Annotated in this window: 14 protein-coding genes; 6 read left to right on the top strand and 8 right to left on the bottom strand. The window is 68.4% G+C overall.

Annotation, left to right across the window (positions count from 1 at the left end):
* Positions 1–21 precede the first annotated feature (21 nt).
* The 5 genes from B5V46_RS01980 to B5V46_RS01960 form a co-directional block, all read right to left on the bottom strand.
* Positions 22–297, bottom strand: coding sequence for a DUF6525 family protein (locus B5V46_RS01980; protein WP_369822803.1), 276 nt, complete (start codon positions 295–297; stop codon positions 22–24).
* The gene (locus tag B5V46_RS01975) at positions 279–1,475 is read right to left on the bottom strand and encodes a GTP-binding protein (protein ID WP_080615031.1); all 1,197 of its coding nucleotides are present in this window, start codon (positions 1,473–1,475) and stop codon (positions 279–281) included. The genes B5V46_RS01980 and B5V46_RS01975 overlap by 19 nt, the downstream gene beginning before the upstream one ends.
* A gap of 131 nt (positions 1,476–1,606) precedes the next feature.
* Complete coding sequence (locus B5V46_RS01970; RefSeq protein ID WP_080615030.1) at positions 1,607–2,260, bottom strand: YggS family pyridoxal phosphate-dependent enzyme; 654 nt, start codon at positions 2,258–2,260, stop codon at positions 1,607–1,609.
* The gene (locus B5V46_RS01965; protein WP_080615029.1) at positions 2,250–4,433 is read right to left on the bottom strand and encodes a tetratricopeptide repeat-containing sulfotransferase family protein; all 2,184 of its coding nucleotides are present in this window, start codon (positions 4,431–4,433) and stop codon (positions 2,250–2,252) included. Before B5V46_RS01965 ends, B5V46_RS01970 begins: the two co-directional genes overlap by 11 nt.
* 175 nt (positions 4,434–4,608) lie before the next feature.
* Positions 4,609–5,682, bottom strand: a complete 1,074-nt coding sequence (locus B5V46_RS01960; RefSeq protein ID WP_080615028.1) for a porin — start codon at positions 5,680–5,682, stop codon at positions 4,609–4,611.
* A gap of 270 nt (positions 5,683–5,952) precedes the next feature.
* On the opposite strand from B5V46_RS01960, the gene B5V46_RS01955 reads away from it, so the two are divergent.
* The 5 genes from B5V46_RS01955 to B5V46_RS01935 all read left to right on the top strand — a co-directional run bounded on the left by B5V46_RS01955 (position 5,953) and on the right by B5V46_RS01935 (position 11,362).
* The gene (locus B5V46_RS01955) at positions 5,953–6,468 is read left to right on the top strand and encodes a DUF3576 domain-containing protein (protein WP_080617912.1); all 516 of its coding nucleotides are present in this window, start codon (positions 5,953–5,955) and stop codon (positions 6,466–6,468) included.
* A 116-nt stretch (positions 6,469–6,584) separates the two neighbouring features.
* A complete protein-coding gene (leuS, locus tag B5V46_RS01950; RefSeq protein ID WP_080615027.1) occupies positions 6,585–9,206 on the top strand; it encodes a leucine--tRNA ligase in 2,622 nt (873 codons plus the stop codon).
* On the top strand, positions 9,193–9,696 hold the full coding sequence (gene lptE / locus B5V46_RS01945; RefSeq protein ID WP_080615026.1) for an LPS assembly lipoprotein LptE: 504 nt from the start codon (positions 9,193–9,195) through the stop codon (positions 9,694–9,696). The genes leuS and lptE overlap by 14 nt, the downstream gene beginning before the upstream one ends.
* Positions 9,693–10,721 (top strand): DNA polymerase III subunit delta, encoded by a 1,029-nt coding sequence (holA, locus tag B5V46_RS01940; RefSeq protein WP_080615025.1) that lies wholly within the window; start codon positions 9,693–9,695, stop codon positions 10,719–10,721. The genes lptE and holA overlap by 4 nt, the downstream gene beginning before the upstream one ends.
* Before the next feature lie 53 nt (positions 10,722–10,774).
* Positions 10,775–11,362, top strand: a complete 588-nt coding sequence (locus B5V46_RS01935) for a glutathione S-transferase family protein (RefSeq protein WP_080617911.1) — start codon at positions 10,775–10,777, stop codon at positions 11,360–11,362.
* Between the two features lie 67 nt (positions 11,363–11,429).
* Here B5V46_RS01935 and B5V46_RS01930 read toward each other — a convergent pair whose 3' ends face one another.
* Positions 11,430–12,662, bottom strand: a complete 1,233-nt coding sequence (locus tag B5V46_RS01930; RefSeq protein ID WP_080615024.1) for a TIGR03862 family flavoprotein — start codon at positions 12,660–12,662, stop codon at positions 11,430–11,432.
* Between B5V46_RS01930 and B5V46_RS01925 the strand changes: the two genes are divergently transcribed.
* Complete coding sequence (locus B5V46_RS01925; RefSeq protein ID WP_080615023.1) at positions 12,661–12,957, top strand: HNH endonuclease; 297 nt, start codon at positions 12,661–12,663, stop codon at positions 12,955–12,957. The genes B5V46_RS01930 and B5V46_RS01925 overlap by 2 nt on opposite strands.
* On the opposite strand, the gene B5V46_RS01920 is transcribed toward B5V46_RS01925, so the two are convergent.
* The gene (locus B5V46_RS01920) at positions 12,954–13,586 is read right to left on the bottom strand and encodes an enoyl-CoA hydratase/isomerase family protein (protein ID WP_080615022.1); all 633 of its coding nucleotides are present in this window, start codon (positions 13,584–13,586) and stop codon (positions 12,954–12,956) included. The two genes, B5V46_RS01925 and B5V46_RS01920, sit on opposite strands and share 4 nt — an antisense overlap.
* On the bottom strand, positions 13,583–14,347 hold the full coding sequence (locus B5V46_RS01915; RefSeq protein ID WP_080615021.1) for an SDR family oxidoreductase: 765 nt from the start codon (positions 14,345–14,347) through the stop codon (positions 13,583–13,585). The genes B5V46_RS01920 and B5V46_RS01915 overlap by 4 nt, the downstream gene beginning before the upstream one ends.
* Positions 14,348–14,475: the final 128 nt, after the last annotated feature.

The following is a 14,475-nucleotide window of genomic DNA, read 5'->3' as shown; positions in this document are numbered from 1 at the left end:
AAGCTCGACAGCCTGACCGTCTCAGCCCGTCCTGCCCCGGCCAGACGTCGTCGCCTCGCGCGCAAGCGTCGCGCGTTCGGCCGCGGCGAGCCGGGCCAGAGCCGCAGCCTCCGAACCGGTCTCGGCCATCGCCCGGGTCCAGATCCGGGCGACCGAGGTCGCGCTCCAAGGCAACACCGCCCGCGCGACCCAGGCCCGGGCCGGGGCGGGCAGCCGGTCATGCGCGGCCATCGGACAGCTCCGGCGCCGTCGCCGCAGCCTGCTCGATGCGTTGCCGGTCACGCCGCTTCGCCCCATTGCGGAAACGGATCGGGCAGGCCCGACCAGAGCTCGGGACAAAATCGCGTCTCGGGCACAAGGCAGCGGTCGAGCATGGCCGAGATCCGGTGACGGTTCATGCTGCCGAGCGTGCCGATGAAGACCATCTCCTGGCGGCGGTCGCCGAATTCCCCGGCCACACGCCCGGCCATCCGCTGGCGCGCCTCGGGCGGCCAATGCGCCTCGGGCACGGCGGCCCACCAAAGCCCCAGCCCGCGGACCTCGACCATCGGCCCCGCCATCGAGACCTCGCCCGCCCAATGCGGCCGGGTCGCGATCCAGAAATGCCCTTTGGCACGGATCACGCCGGGCAACGGAGTTTCGAAGAACCCGGCCAGCCGGGCTGGATCGAACGGCCGCTCGGCGCGGTAGACGAAGCTGGTGATGCCGTATTCGGCATCTTCCGGCACATGGTCGGCAAAGCCGTAAAGCTCCTTCACCCAGGTCGGGTGGCGATGCGCGGCCTCGAAGCTGAAAAGCCCGGTATCGAGAAGCCCAGAGGCGTCGACGCGACCGTAATCGGTCTCGACGATCCGGGCATCGGTATTCAGCGCACGCAAGATCCTGCGGGCGGCGGCAAGATCGGCCGGAGAGGCTGCGGAGACCTTGTTCAGGATTATCACATCGGCGAATTCGATCTGGTCGGTCAACAGGTCGACCAGGCTGCGCTCGTCCCCGGGGCCGATTTCCTCGCCGCGATCGGCCAGGAAATCGCGGGACGAGAAGTCGCGCAGCAGGTTGGCGGCATCGACCACGGTGACCATGGTGTCGAGGCGGGCGATATCCGACAGCGACCGGCCCTCATCGTCGCGAAACTCGAAGGTCGCGGCAACCGGCAGCGGCTCGGACACGCCGGTACTTTCTATCAGCAGGCTGTCGAAACGGCCCTCTTCCGCGAGCCGCCGCACCTCGACCAGCAGATCGTCGCGCAGCGTGCAGCAGATGCAGCCATTGGTCATTTCGACCAGACGCTCTTCGCCGCGGGCAAGCGTGCTGCCCGCCCGAACCAGATCGGCGTCGATATTCACCTCGGACATGTCGTTCACGATCACCGCCACCCGGCGACCCTCGCGGTTGTTCAGGACATGGTTGAGGACGGTCGTCTTTCCGGCCCCGAGAAAGCCGGACAGAACTGTGACGGGAAGTCGGGCGGACATAAAACACCTGTTATGTTATCATATAACGTCATTTTTAGAATAAAATCCTCTGCGTGGCAAGAGCCCTTCCGATCCCTGCCTCCCCGAGCGGGCTGCGCGTCGATTTTTCGCCGAAAAATCGGAACCTAGGGTCAGCCGACGCCACGCGTGCCGAAAATCGCGCTGCCGACCCGAACATGGGTCGCCCCCAGGGCAACCGCCTGTTCGAAATCGTCGCTCATCCCCATGGACAACCCGGCCAGGCCGTTTCGCGCCGCGATCTTCGCCAACAGCGCGAAATGCAGGGATGGCGTCTCCTCGACCGGCGGAATGCACATCAGCCCCCGGATCGGCAAATCCATCCCGCGGCATTCGGCAATGAAGGCATCCGTCTCGGTGGGCAGCACGCCCGCCTTCTGCGGCTCCTCGCCGGTATTCACCTGGATGAAGAGATCCGGGCAGGCCCCGCGCTCCTGCGCATGATCGGCGAGCCGCCGCGCCAGCTTCGGCCGGTCGAGCGAATGGATCGCATCGAAGAGCTCCACCGCCTGGCGCGACTTGTTGCTTTGCAGCGGTCCGATCAGATGCAGCTCGACCCCGTCGAAGCGCTCGCGGAAGGCGGGCCACTTGCCCGCCGCCTCCTGCACCTTGTTCTCGCCGAAAATGCGTTGCCCCTGCTCCAGCACCGCTTCGACCCGCGCCAGCGGCTGCACTTTCGAGACCGCGACCAATGTCACCGAACCCGGCGCACGCCCTGCCTCCCGCTCCGCCTTCGCCAGCCGCGCGCGAATATCCTCAAGCCCCATTTTCGCCTCCGATCGTATCGCCCAGCGCCTCGGTCAACTCGGCCAGCTCCCCGGCATGCCGCTGCCAGGCCTGCATCGAGCTGGCATAGATCGGCTGTCGCACCTGTGCCAGGCTGAGCGTCGCCACCCGCCGCTCGGTCTTGTGAAAATTCAGGCAGGTGTCCTGCCAGTCGAGACCGCAGGCCGCGACCAGCGCCCGGGCCTCGGCCTCCGGATCGGCAATCAGATCCTCATAGCGGATCTCGTGGAAGCCGCCGGGCAGCTTCCCGCGCCAGAACGCGATCATCTCGAGGAACATCCGGTAGTAAAGCCCCAGATCGCGCAGATTGGTCGAATAGCGATGGGTGCCCTCGGCAAACATGTTCTTGTAGATCGACAGGCAGATGTCGCGCGGATCGCGATGCACCACCACGATCTTCGCCTGCGGAAGCGCCAGCCGCACCAGCCCGGCCACCATATAGGTCTGGATCGACTTGTCGCTGACAAGATCCGAGCCCGGAAACCGCCGGGCGAATTCGTCCGCGATGCGGCCGCCCAGCGCAGCGATCTCGGCATCGCCGACCCGTTCGAGTGACCGAAGACCGCCCGATCCGTCCTGCAGCAGGGCCATCGCCTCGCCCGCGACATAGCCGATCTCGCCGCCACCGGTGACCCGCGAATGGCTGGCCACGATCTGCTCGACCAGCGTCGTGCCCGAGCGTGGCATGCCGGTGACGAAGATCGGCGCGTAATCCGGGACGCCCTCGATTTTTCGCACCGAAAAATCGGTGTCCGCGAAGGCCGTCATCACCGCGTCGATCTCGGCCCGGCGCTCGGAGATGTCATAGGGATGGCGCGCGCGCATCAGGTCGTTGGCCGGACGCAGATAGGTGAAGACCCGATCATGCGCCTTGATCTGCTCCATCGCGCGCGACAGCGCAAAGCCAAGATGCATCCGGCTCTCATCCCCCAGCGCCGGGTCCGCGAACAGGGCCTCCATCCCGGCCAGCAGCGGATCGTCGGCGGTCACCTTGTAGGTCGCCAGCATGGTCCGGTAATGCTCGCCGTTCCGGGGCTCCAGCGCGATGGCCTGCCGGAAATCGGCCTCGGCCGCCGCAAACTCGCCCAGGGTCTGCAGCAGCATGCCGCGCAGGCTGTAGGCCATGGCCAGCCCCGGCTCGGCCGCGATCGCGGCATCGTAATTCGCCTTCGCAGCCCCGGTCCTGCCCTGCTTGGCCTGCGCCTCGGCCAGACGGACGCGGATGATGGCGCGGTCATGGCCTGCACCAAGCGCGGCCTCCAGGGTCTCTTCCGCCGCTGCGGGCGCGCCCGTTTCCATCAGGTGATGCGCCAGCGCCAGACGCGCCTCGAGATAGCGTCCGTCCGCCGCCACCGCCCGGCGGAAGGCCGCCTCGGCCGCGTCCTGCCGGCCCAGCCGCGCCAGCCCCTTGCCCAGCGCCACCTGTGCGGGCGGATGCGCGGGCAGGCGCGCCAGCGCCGCCTCCAGATGGCGCACCCCCGCCGCGGTCTCGCCGGTCTCGACCAGAAGCCGCCCGAGCCCGGCCCGCAACTCGGCATAATCCGGCGCCAGCGCCAGCCCCGCCTCGAAGCTCTGACGCGCCTCGGCGGTCCGGCCCAGCTCGACCCGGGCGGTGGCCAGAAGGTTGAAGGCCAGCGCCGAATCGGGATGCGCCCGGGTCAGCGCCAGCGCCCTCGCCTCGGCCGCCGCGCTGCGCCCGGCCCGAAGCTCGGCCAGAACCGCCTCTGCCGCCTGCGGCGAGGCAGAGCCAAGCGGCGCGCGCCGGGCGCCCCTGGCCGGGGCCTTTGCGGCACCAAGCCGCGCCTCGAGCGCCGCGAGCAGGGCCGCGGGCAACCCCGCCTTGCGGGCCGCCTTCAGAAAGCGGGTAGTCCGGGGCGCATCGCCCAGCCGGGCCAGCGCCTCGGCCTCCATCTGCCAGATCGGGGCCTCGTCGGGCCTTGCCTTGCGCGCGGCTTCGAACCGGGCGGCGGCCTCTTCGACGGCGCCCCGTCCCAGCGCGATCCGGCCAAGCTGGAAGGCCGCCGCCGCAAGGCCGGGCTGGCCGTCCAGCAGGCTGCGATAGGCGGCTTCGGCGGCCTCGGTCCGGCCCGCGCGCTGAAGGCGCTGCGCCGCGTCAAGCCGACGCCTCGTCTCGGTCTGGCTGAGCGGCAGCATGGTCTTGCTCCTTCCGGGTCGGTGTCGGGTCGTCGGTATCGGGCCCGGGGTAGCATGCCGCCCCGGCCTTGTCGATTTCGCGCCGGTGGCAGGACGGCGGCGACCGCGACGCCCCCCATAAATGAAAAGAGCGGACCCAAAGGCCCGCCCTTCCCAATTCCAGGTCCGGTTGGACTTAGAAGTTCATCACGACACCCAGCGAGTAGGTTTCGTAGTCGTTGCCATCGTAGGCAGCGCCGTCGATGTCCGAGTCGCTGTAGGCCGCGACGACCGAGGCACCACCGCCCAGATCGTAGGCCGCGGTCACGGCCCAACCGTCGGCATCGGCACCCGAGGTGTCGAACTTGCCATAGCTGGCGCCCAGCGACAGGGCGTTCACGCTGTAGCCCAGGCCGATCGCGTAGTGGTCAACATCCGAGTAGCCGGAATTCGGGTCGAAGTTGGTGTATTCGAAACCAGCTTTGAAACCGTTGTTGAAGTCGGCCGAGACGGTCGCGGCAATGATGTCGACTTCGGTACCGGCCGCCCATTTATCGCCAGCGGCAAGGAATGTATTCAGGTTGCCCGGCGCCCAGGCATCGCTGGTTTCCAGGTACTGGTAGCCGAGGCCGAAGCCGAGGCCCACGCCGCTCATGTCGGTTTTGTAGCTGATCGCCAGGGCGTAGCCGTTGTCGTAGTCATCCGCACCGGCAAGGCGACCTTTGCCGTCGTCGAGTTCAATCGACGCCGAGAAGCCGAAATCGCCGAAGGCGTAGTCATAGCGCAGGATCTGGTTGTCGTAGGCACCGTCACCATAGGAGCCCTGGAAACCGGCATGCACGGTTTCGTCATCGCCGATCGAGTATTGGCCGATGGCGTTGTTGACTTCGGTCAGCTGCTTGTCGACGGCGCCGTCGATCTCACCCAGGGTCAGGGTGCCGAAGTCGCCCGAGATGAAGACCGCTTCGTTGTCGAGCGCGACGTTGCCGTTGGCGTCCGGCTCGGCGTCGGTCGAGAAGTCGACCGAGATGCCGAAGGACAGGCCGCTGTCGGTCTGGCCCGAACCGACGACGGTCAGGGTGAAGTCGTTGTTGAACACGGTGTCGGAGGCGTAGCCGCCCGCGTTTTGACCGGTGTAGGAGCTGACGCCGGGGACGTCTTTGCCGCCGCCGACGATACCCATTTCAGCTTGACCGGAGAAGGTGATGTCAGCCGCAGCGAAGCCGGCCGAGGCAACCAGCGCGGTGGTCGCGAAGAGAACCTTTTTCATGGTTTTCCCTCATTCGTTTCTAGATGCACCTCAGACCGGAGCCCCGAACTGAGTATGATGGTGGTGTCGCTCCTCCCCCCCCGAATTGCAAGGAACACGGCCCGGGGCCTCGAACGCTTCGCCCGATTGATGCAGCGATGCCACACAGGGGGCGGCCCCGGCCCGAAGACTCGCGCGCGAGTCTCAAAGGAGCGCGGGCAAAGGGAAAAACCTTGTCGGCTTTCCATGGCTCCGGTAAAGACCCGGAAAGGACCGAAGGGGATAATGCGCATGACCATTTCGAGCTTCTCGCGCGTGGCGCTGATCGCCGTGGCAACGGCCGGGCTTTCGGGCTGCGGCGGCGGCTGGTTCGGCGGCAGCTCGGACCCCGACGCACGGCAGGCCAATCTGGACGCGCAGTACCAGAACACGCCCATGGCAGAGATGCAGCAGAAACGCCGGTCGAAATCGACGGTGTGGGACCTGTTCGACGGCGACGACCCCAATGTGAAGGTCGAGGTCAACAAGTATCTCTGGCAGGCCTCGCTGGAAGTGCTGAACTTCCTGCCGGTGCGCTCGGTCGATCCCTTCACCGGCGTCATCGTCACCGATTACGGCACGCCTCCGGGCGGCGGTCGCGCCTATCGCGCCACCGTCTATGTGCAGGACCCCGCGCTGGACGCGCGCTCGCTCAAGGTGTCGCTGCAGTCCAAGGGCGGCGCGGTCAGCCAGGAGACGGTGCGCGCCGTCGAGGATGCGATCCTGACCCGCGCCCGCCAGATCCGGGTCCGCGACAACAGGCTCTGACCCTTTCATCCCCGGCGTGACGGCGCGGCGCAGGCGACACTGGACGCCCTGCGCGCGGGCGACTATTGACATCGCCGTGCCCCGAAACGACCGCCCCGAACGAAGGACCGCAAGACATGGCGCGCTATACCCCGGCAGAGATCGAGCCGAAATGGCAATCCGCGTGGGAGGAGGGCGGCACCTTCACCGCCACCCGCGACGAGAGCCGGCCGAAATATTACGTGCTCGAGATGTTCCCCTACCCGTCTGGGCGCATCCATATGGGCCATGTCCGCAACTACACCATGGGCGACGTGGTGGCGCGCTACAAGATGTCCTGCGGCTTCAGCGTGCTGCATCCGATGGGCTGGGACGCCTTCGGCATGCCCGCCGAGAACGCGGCGATGGAGCGGGGCGGCCATCCCAAGGACTGGACCTATGGCAACATCGCCGACATGCGCGCGCAGATGAAGCCGCTGGGCCTGTCGATCGACTGGTCGCGCGAATTCGCCACCTGCGATCCGGAATATTACGGCCAGCAACAGGCGATGTTCCTCGACATGCTGGGCGCGGGGCTGGTCTATCGCAAGAACGCGACCGTCAACTGGGACCCGGTCGACATGACAGTGCTGGCCAATGAACAGGTGATCGAGGGCAAGGGCTGGCGCTCGGGCGCGCCGGTCGAGCGGCGCGAGCTGACGCAATGGTTCTTCAGGATCTCGGATTTCGCCGAGGAGCTGCTGGAGGCGCTGGACGGGCTCGACAACTGGCCCGAGAAGGTCAAGCTGATGCAGCGCAACTGGATCGGCAAGAGCCGCGGGCTGCAGATGGGGTTCGATCTGGTCGAGGCACCCGAGGGGTTCGGGCGGATCGAGGTCTATACCACCCGGCCCGACACGCTGATGGGGGCGAGTTTTCTGGGCATCTCGCCCGATCACCCGCTGGCAAAGGCGCTCGAGGCCGACAATCCCGGGCTTGCCGCCTTCTGCGCCGAGTGCCGCCGCACCGGCACCAGCGAGGAAGATCTGGAAAAGGCCGAGAAGAAGGGATTCGATACCGGGCTGCGTGTCCGCCATCCCTTTGACGAGACATGGGAACTTCCGGTCTACATCGCCAATTTCATCCTGATGGATTACGGCACCGGCGCGATCTTCGGCTGCCCGGCGCACGACCAGCGCGACCTCGATTTCGCGCGGAAATACGGGTTGCCGGTGACCGATACCTTCGTGGCTCTGGACGGCGGCGCCCCGGTCGGAACCGAGGCCTTCACCCCGCCGAAGACCGAAAAGGTGCGCTGGCTGAAGGCCTATGCCTGGGACGAGACCGCCACCGGCGACGAGGCCGTCGAGGCCGCGATCCGGCATTGCGAGGCCAGGGGCCTGGGCGAAGGCGTGACCAAGTTCCGCCTGCGCGACTGGGGGCTGTCGCGGCAACGCTACTGGGGCTGCCCGATTCCGGTGGTGCATTGCCCCGATTGCGGCGTGGTGCCCGAGAAGAAGGAAAACCTGCCGGTCCGCCTGCCCGATGACGTGACATTCGATCAGCCCGGCAACCCGCTGGACCGGCACCCGACCTGGCGCGATTGTGCCTGCCCTTCCTGCGGCAAGCCGGCGAAGCGCGAAACCGACACGATGGACACCTTCGTCGATTCGTCCTGGTATTATGCGCGGTTCACCGCACCCCATGCGGCGACGCCGACCGAGCTGGCCGATGCCGGGTACTGGATGAATGTCGACCAGTATATCGGCGGGATCGAGCATGCGATCCTGCACCTGCTCTATTCGCGATTCTTCGCCCGGGCGATGCAGATCACCGGCCACCTGCCGAAGAAGGCGATCGAGCCCTTCGACGCGCTCTTCACCCAGGGCATGGTCACGCATGAGATCTACATGACCCGCGACGCCAGGGGCCGTCCGGTCTATCACCTGCCCGAAGAGGTCGAGAACGGCAAACTCAAGGCCAGCGGCGGGGCGGTCGAGATCGTGCCTTCGGCCAAGATGTCGAAATCGAAGAAGAACGTCGTCGACCCGGTCAATATCATCCAGGCCTTCGGGGCAGATACCGCGCGCTGGTTCGTGCTGTCCGACAGCCCGCCCGAACGCGATGTCGAATGGACGGCGGCGGGCGCCGAGGCGGCGTTCCGGCATCTGGGCCGGGTCTGGCGCCTTGCCGAGGCCATTGCCGAAGAGATGAATGGCGGCGGAATCGCGGCTTACGAGGAAGAGGCTCCGGCCGAGGCGGCGCGGTCAGCGAACGGTCCGGGCGCGGCCGAAGGGGGGGGAGACGACCTGGCCCTCCGCCGCGCCCTGCATAAAACCATCCACGATGTGACAATGGGTATCGAGAGCTTCGGCTTCAATAGCTCGGTGGCAAAACTTTATGCCTTCACCAATACCCTGGCGAAATCCAGTGCCAGCCTTGCCGCGCGGCGAGACGCCGCGATGGCGATGGCGCAGCTGATGGCGCCGATGACGCCCCACCTCGCCGAGGAGATCTGGGAGATGCTGGGCGGCGACGGGCTGGTGGCCGACAGCCCCTGGCCCGAGGCCGATCCGGCGATGCTGGTCGAGGACAGCGTGACGCTGCCGATCCAGATCAACGGCAAGCGCCGGTCCGAGATCCGGGTGGCCAAGGACCTGCCCAAGGAAGAGGTTGAAAAGCTGGTTCTGGCCGACGATGCTGTGATCAAGGCGCTGGAGGGCGGCGCCCCCAAGAAGCTGATCGTCGTACCGGGCCGCATCGTCAATGTCGTCGTCTGACCGCCGTACCTTCCTCGTTTCGGGGCTGAGCGCAGCCGGGCTGTCGCTGGCAGGCTGCGGCTTCCGCCCGGCCTACGGGCCCGGCGGCCCGGCCGAGGGGCTGCGCGGCCGGATCGCGGTCGACGCCCCGGACAGTGTCGACGACTTCACCTTGGTCGAGCAGCTCGAAACCCGGCTCGGCCGCGCCTCGGCGCCGCGCTGGCGGCTGTCCTACCGGATCAAGACCGAGAGCGAGGGGCTCGGCGTCACCGCAGGGCAGGACACGACGCGCTACCACATCACCGGCCGCGCCGGCTTCCAGCTGCGCGACATCGACAGCGGCAGCGTGGTGCAGTCGGGCGAGGTCGCCTCCTTCACTGCCTATTCCGCCACCGGCAGCACGGTCGCGACCCGCACTGCCAAGCGGGACGCCTATCGCCGGCTGATGGTGATTCTGGCCGACGAGATGATGACGCGGCTTCTGGCCGGCTCGGGCGCCTGGGCGGAATGAAGCTCTCTCCGCGCGATGCCGCGGGATATTTCGCCCGCCCCGACCCCAACCGCCCCGGACTTCTGATCTATGGCAATGACGCGATGCGGGTGGCGCTGAAGCGCCAGCAGGTCATCGCCGCCCTGCTGGGCCCGAATGCCGAGGAAGAGATGCGGCTGACCCGGCTTTCGGCCGCCGATCTGCGCGCCGACCCGGCGGCCCTGACCGATGCGGTCAAGGCGCGCGGCTTCTTTCCCGGCCCCCGCGTGGTCTTTCTCGAGGACGCGACCGACGCGCTTTCCGACAAGATCCTCGGGGCGCTGGCCGACTGGCAGAAGGGCGATGCGCAGATCGTTCTGACCGCGCGCCAGCTGGCGCCGAAATCGGCGATGAGAAAGGCGTTCGAGGCCCATCCCGAGGCCTATGCCGTCGGCATCTACGACGACCCGCCCGGCCGGCCCGAAATCGAATCGATGCTGGCGCAGGCCGGGCTGGGCCAGGCCGACCGGGCCGCGATGGGCACGCTTCTCGATCTGGCAACCGCGCTCGATCCCGGCGATTTCCGCCAGACCGTCGAGAAGATCTCGCTTTACAAGCTGAACGATCCCGACCCGCTGAGCCCCGAGGACATCCTGGCCTGCGCGCCCCGCTCGACCGAGGCCGAGGCGGATGCGCTGATCCATGCGGTGGCCGAGGCGAAGACCGTCGAGATCGGGCCGCTGATGCAACGCCTGCAGGCGCAGGGGATGACGCCGGTGACGCTCTGCATCTCCGCGACCCGGCATTTCCGTCAGTTGCACGCTGCCGCTGCCGATGCCGACGGCGCCGCCTCGGGCATCAACCGGCTGCGCCCGCCGGTGCATTTCAAGGCCCGCGACCGGATGGTGCGCCAGGCCCAGAGCTGGGGCATGCACCGGCTGGAACAGGCGCTGGGGATCCTGATCGACACCGACCTGAAGCTGCGCTCGGCGCAGCGCGCGCCGCAGATGGCCCTGATCGAACGCAGCTTCATCCGGCTTGCGGTGATGGCATCGCGCCGCACTTGACCCTGCCGCAATTTGCTGGAACCCCTGAGGCACGTATCTGGGGGGATATGGCGATGTACCGGGTCATCGGCAGCGGCAACAGCCGTGCATGGCGGGTTCTGTGGATGCTGGAAGAGCTTGGGCTTGCCTATGATCACGTCCCGGCCCTGCCGCACACGGAGGATGTGGTGGCGTTCACTCCCGGCGGCAAGGTGCCGGTTCTGATCGCCGAGGGTGTGCCCCTTCCCGATTCGACCGCGATCCTGAGCTTTCTGGCCGACCGCCACGACCGCCTCACCCATCCCGCAGGCTCGATCGAGCGGGCGCTGCAGGACAGCATGACCCAGTTCCTGCTGGACGAATTCGATTCGGCCCTGTGGATGGCCGCGCGGCACAGTTTCGTGCTGCCCGAAGAGCTGCGCCAGTCGGCGATCAAGGACAGCCTGAAATGGGAGTTCATCCGCAGCCAGGAGGTGCTGGTCGGGCGGATGGGAACCGGTCCCTTCCTGATGGGCGCCGAGATGACGGTGCCCGACATCATCCTAACCCATTGCGGTGACTGGGCGGAAACCGCGCATTTCCCGATCTCGCAGCCGCGGCTGGCCGAGTATCTGGCCCGGATGCGTGCCCGCCCCGCCTACCGGCGCGCGCAGGCAGCCTGAACGCCGGGCAACCCAAGACCCGCCTGACCCCGAAGGCCCAGCGGCCGGGCCCGGGCGGCATCGGGGCTCAGTGGCCCAGCCGCGCCGCCGCCTGACGACCCGCCCAAAGCCCGGTCGCAAGGCAGGCGGTCAGCAGATAGCCCCCGGTGGGGGCCTCCCAGTCGAGCATCTCGCCTGCGGCATAGGTGCCGGGCCGCGCGGTCAGCATCAGCCCTGCATCGAGCGCCTCCCAGCCCAGCCCGCCCGCGGTCGAGATCGCCTCGTCCAGCGGACGCGGCCCGGCATGGGCGATGGGCAGCGCCTTGATCAGCGCCGCCAGCGCAGGGCCCTCGGGCAACGGGCGGCCGAATTCCATCAAGAGCGCCAGCCGCGCCGGATCGAGCCCCAGCGCCTTGCGCAGATGGTTCGAGAGGCTCGCCTTGCCGCGCGGCCGGGCCAGCCGTCCGGCGATCCAGGCCGCGTCGCGGTCGGGCAGCAGGTCGGCGAGAAGCGGCGCCCCCTCGCGCAGCGGCCGCGACAGCGCATAGATGCCGCCGCCCTCGAGCCCCCGCGCCGAGATCACGAATTCGCCGCGATGCCAGGGCCCGGCGCCCGCCCGCAGCGCCACGCCCTTGACCGGCGCACCGTGATGGCGCGCCATCGGCGCCGACCAGTCGACGCGAAGCCCGACATTGGCGGGCCGGAACGGCGCCAGCGGCAGCCCGGCATCGGCCAGCGGCCCGGCCCAGGCCCCGTCCGAGCCCAGCCGCGACCAGCTTGCGCCGCCGAAGGCCAGGATGGTGACACCAGCCTCGACCCGGCGCGGGCCTTCGGGGGTCTGAAAGACCGAGGCGCCGCCCTCCCATCCGGCCCAACGCCAGCGGCGCCTGAGATGCGCCCCCTGCCCCGCAAGCCGCTCCAGCCAGACCCGGAGCAGCGGCGAGGCCTTCATCGCCCTCGGAAAGACCCGGCCGGTGCTGCCGGTGAAGACCGGCTGGCCAAGCCCCCCGGCCCAGCGACAGACCTCATCCGGGCCGAAATCCGCCAGCATCGGGCGCAGGCGCGGCGCAGCCTCGGCATAGGCGGCAAGAAAGCTCTCGAACGGCTCGTCCCGGGTCAGGTTCAGCCCCGACTTGCCCGCCATCAGGAACTTGCGTGCGGGGGCTGCCATCGCCTCTGCGATCGCGACCGGCACGCCCGCCGCACCCAGCGCCTCGGCCGCCATCAGCCCGGCCGGTCCCGCGCCCACGACCAGCGCCGGCAACCGCTCGGGCGCGGTCCCTTGATTGCGGGCGTCCCCCGCCCCATTCTCACCGCCCATGACCGAGCCTCCGATCTGTCCGCTCTGCGGCCGCCCTATCCCGCCCGGGGCGCGGCAAAGCCTGCATCACCTGACGCCGAAACTGCGCGGCGGCAAGGGCGGAGCGACGGTGCGGCTGCACCAGATCTGCCATGACGCGATCCATGCCCGGCTGACCGAGACCGAACTGGCCCGCGATCATGCCAGCATCGAGGCACTGCAGGCCCATCCGGGACTCGCGAAATTCCTGGCCTGGGTGGCGAAGCGCCCGCCCGGTTTCCATGCGCGCACGCCCGGGCCGCGCCGCCGCCGCTAGAACGCCACCCGGCGACCGAGGCAGAGCGACTTGATCGCCACGCGGTGCACGGGCGCGGCCGCCAGCGCATCGGCCGTCAGTTCGGCGGTCATCGTCGCCAGATCCTCGCGCGGGACCACCCGGTCGATCAGCCCGAAGGCCAGCGCCTCGGCAGCGTCGAGCTTCGCGCCCCCCATCAGGATCAGCTTCGCCCGCGACGGCCCCACCAGCGCCGCAAGCCGCCCCGGATCCGAGGGCTGCGGCAGGAAGCCGAGCTTCATCACCGGATAGAAGAATTTCGCCTCGGGCACCGCGATCCGGAAATCGCAGGCCAGCGCCATGCCGAAGGCGCCGCCCGCCAGCGTGCCGTTCAGCACAGCCACCGTCAGCGCGTCGAGCCCGGCAATGGCCGCCGAAAGCCGTTCCCACACAGCGTCGGTCGCGAGCCCGGCCCGCGCCTCGTCGAGGTCGGCCCCGGCCGAGAACACCCTGCCCTCGCCGGTCAGAACCAGCGCGGCAACGCCCTCGGCCTGGGCCTCGAGCGCGATTTCCTCAAGCCGGACCAGCATGTCGCGGGTCAGAGAATTGGCCTTCTCGGGCCGGGTCAGGGTCACGGTCCAGAGCCCGCCCTCGCGCCGGAGCCCGATCATGTCGGCAATCCCGCCCGGCGCCGGATCGCGCGTTCGCGCAGCGATACCTGCTGGCCCAGAAACTCGTCGGCATCGGCGCTGCACATCCAGAGCAGGGCCTGCGCCGGCCAGGCCGGCGGGACATGCTCGGACCAGTCGAGCCGGCTGACCGGGTTCACGCCGCTGTCGCGGATGGTCTTCTGCATGTCGGTCGCCACCGTGCCGGGCGACAGCGCCAGCGCCCGCACGCCCTGGGCGCGCCCCTCGTGATCGGCGCATTTCGTCAGCATCGCCACCGCCGCCTTCGAGGTGCAATAGGCGCTCCAGCCCTCCTGCGGGCTGGTCGCCGCGCCCGAGCCGATGTTGAGGATGGTGCCGCCGCCCATCGCCGCCATCACCGGCAGTGCCGCGCGGATGCCATGGAAGACGCCCTTGACGTTGATGTCGATGGCCGTCGACCAATCCTCGGGATCGACCGCGTCGAGCCGCCCGATGGGCTCGATCACGGCGGCATTGTTGACCAGCACGTCGATGCGCCCGAAGGCCTGCACGGTGGCGCGCACCGCATCGGCAACCTGGGCGAATTCGGCCACGTCGCAGCCGATCGCGATGGCGCGGCGACCGGTATCGGCAATTTCCCGCGCAATGGTGGCGATCGCTTCTTCGCTCCGCGCGGCCAGCGCCACATGCGCCCCGGCCTCGGCGAAGGCCCATGCCGCGGCCGCACCAATACCGCGGCTGGCGCCTGTTATAAGCACGCTCTTGCCTGTCATTCCGGTCATCGTCCCCTCCGTCGAACGGGTCTGCGGCCTCAAGATCTAGCCCGACAGGCCGATACAGGCCAGTGGAACGTGCCGTTGACTTGCCCCGACCCAGCACCGATGTATGCCCCAGTTACGCAGACGAAAGG

The sequence above is a fragment of the Rhodovulum sp. MB263 genome (assembly GCF_002073975.1).
In the GTDB taxonomy this organism is placed as follows: domain Bacteria; phylum Pseudomonadota; class Alphaproteobacteria; order Rhodobacterales; family Rhodobacteraceae; genus Rhodovulum.
This window is presented reverse-complemented; position numbering and strand designations above follow the sequence as displayed.

What these genes read in the sequence shown, in the direction of transcription:
- B5V46_RS01980 (WP_369822803.1), bottom strand. Translation starts at nt 297, where the DNA reads ATGGGGCGAAGCGGCGTGACCGGCAACGCATCGAGCAGGCTGCGGCGA.
- B5V46_RS01975 (WP_080615031.1), bottom strand. Translation starts at nt 1,475, where the DNA reads ATGTCCGCCCGACTTCCCGTCACAGTTCTGTCCGGCTTTCTCGGGGCC.
- B5V46_RS01970 (WP_080615030.1), bottom strand. Translation starts at nt 2,260, where the DNA reads ATGGGGCTTGAGGATATTCGCGCGCGGCTGGCGAAGGCGGAGCGGGAG.
- B5V46_RS01965 (WP_080615029.1), bottom strand. Translation starts at nt 4,433, where the DNA reads ATGCTGCCGCTCAGCCAGACCGAGACGAGGCGTCGGCTTGACGCGGCG.
- B5V46_RS01960 (WP_080615028.1), bottom strand. Translation starts at nt 5,682, where the DNA reads ATGAAAAAGGTTCTCTTCGCGACCACCGCGCTGGTTGCCTCGGCCGGC.
- B5V46_RS01955 (WP_080617912.1), top strand. Translation starts at nt 5,953, where the DNA reads ATGACCATTTCGAGCTTCTCGCGCGTGGCGCTGATCGCCGTGGCAACG.
- leuS (WP_080615027.1), top strand. Translation starts at nt 6,585, where the DNA reads ATGGCGCGCTATACCCCGGCAGAGATCGAGCCGAAATGGCAATCCGCG.
- lptE (WP_080615026.1), top strand. Translation starts at nt 9,193, where the DNA reads ATGTCGTCGTCTGACCGCCGTACCTTCCTCGTTTCGGGGCTGAGCGCA.
- holA (WP_080615025.1), top strand. Translation starts at nt 9,693, where the DNA reads ATGAAGCTCTCTCCGCGCGATGCCGCGGGATATTTCGCCCGCCCCGAC.
- B5V46_RS01935 (WP_080617911.1), top strand. Translation starts at nt 10,775, where the DNA reads ATGTACCGGGTCATCGGCAGCGGCAACAGCCGTGCATGGCGGGTTCTG.
- B5V46_RS01925 (WP_080615023.1), top strand. Translation starts at nt 12,661, where the DNA reads ATGACCGAGCCTCCGATCTGTCCGCTCTGCGGCCGCCCTATCCCGCCC.
- B5V46_RS01930 (WP_080615024.1), bottom strand. Translation starts at nt 12,662, where the DNA reads ATGGGCGGTGAGAATGGGGCGGGGGACGCCCGCAATCAAGGGACCGCG.
- B5V46_RS01920 (WP_080615022.1), bottom strand. Translation starts at nt 13,586, where the DNA reads ATGATCGGGCTCCGGCGCGAGGGCGGGCTCTGGACCGTGACCCTGACC.
- B5V46_RS01915 (WP_080615021.1), bottom strand. Translation starts at nt 14,347, where the DNA reads ATGACCGGAATGACAGGCAAGAGCGTGCTTATAACAGGCGCCAGCCGC.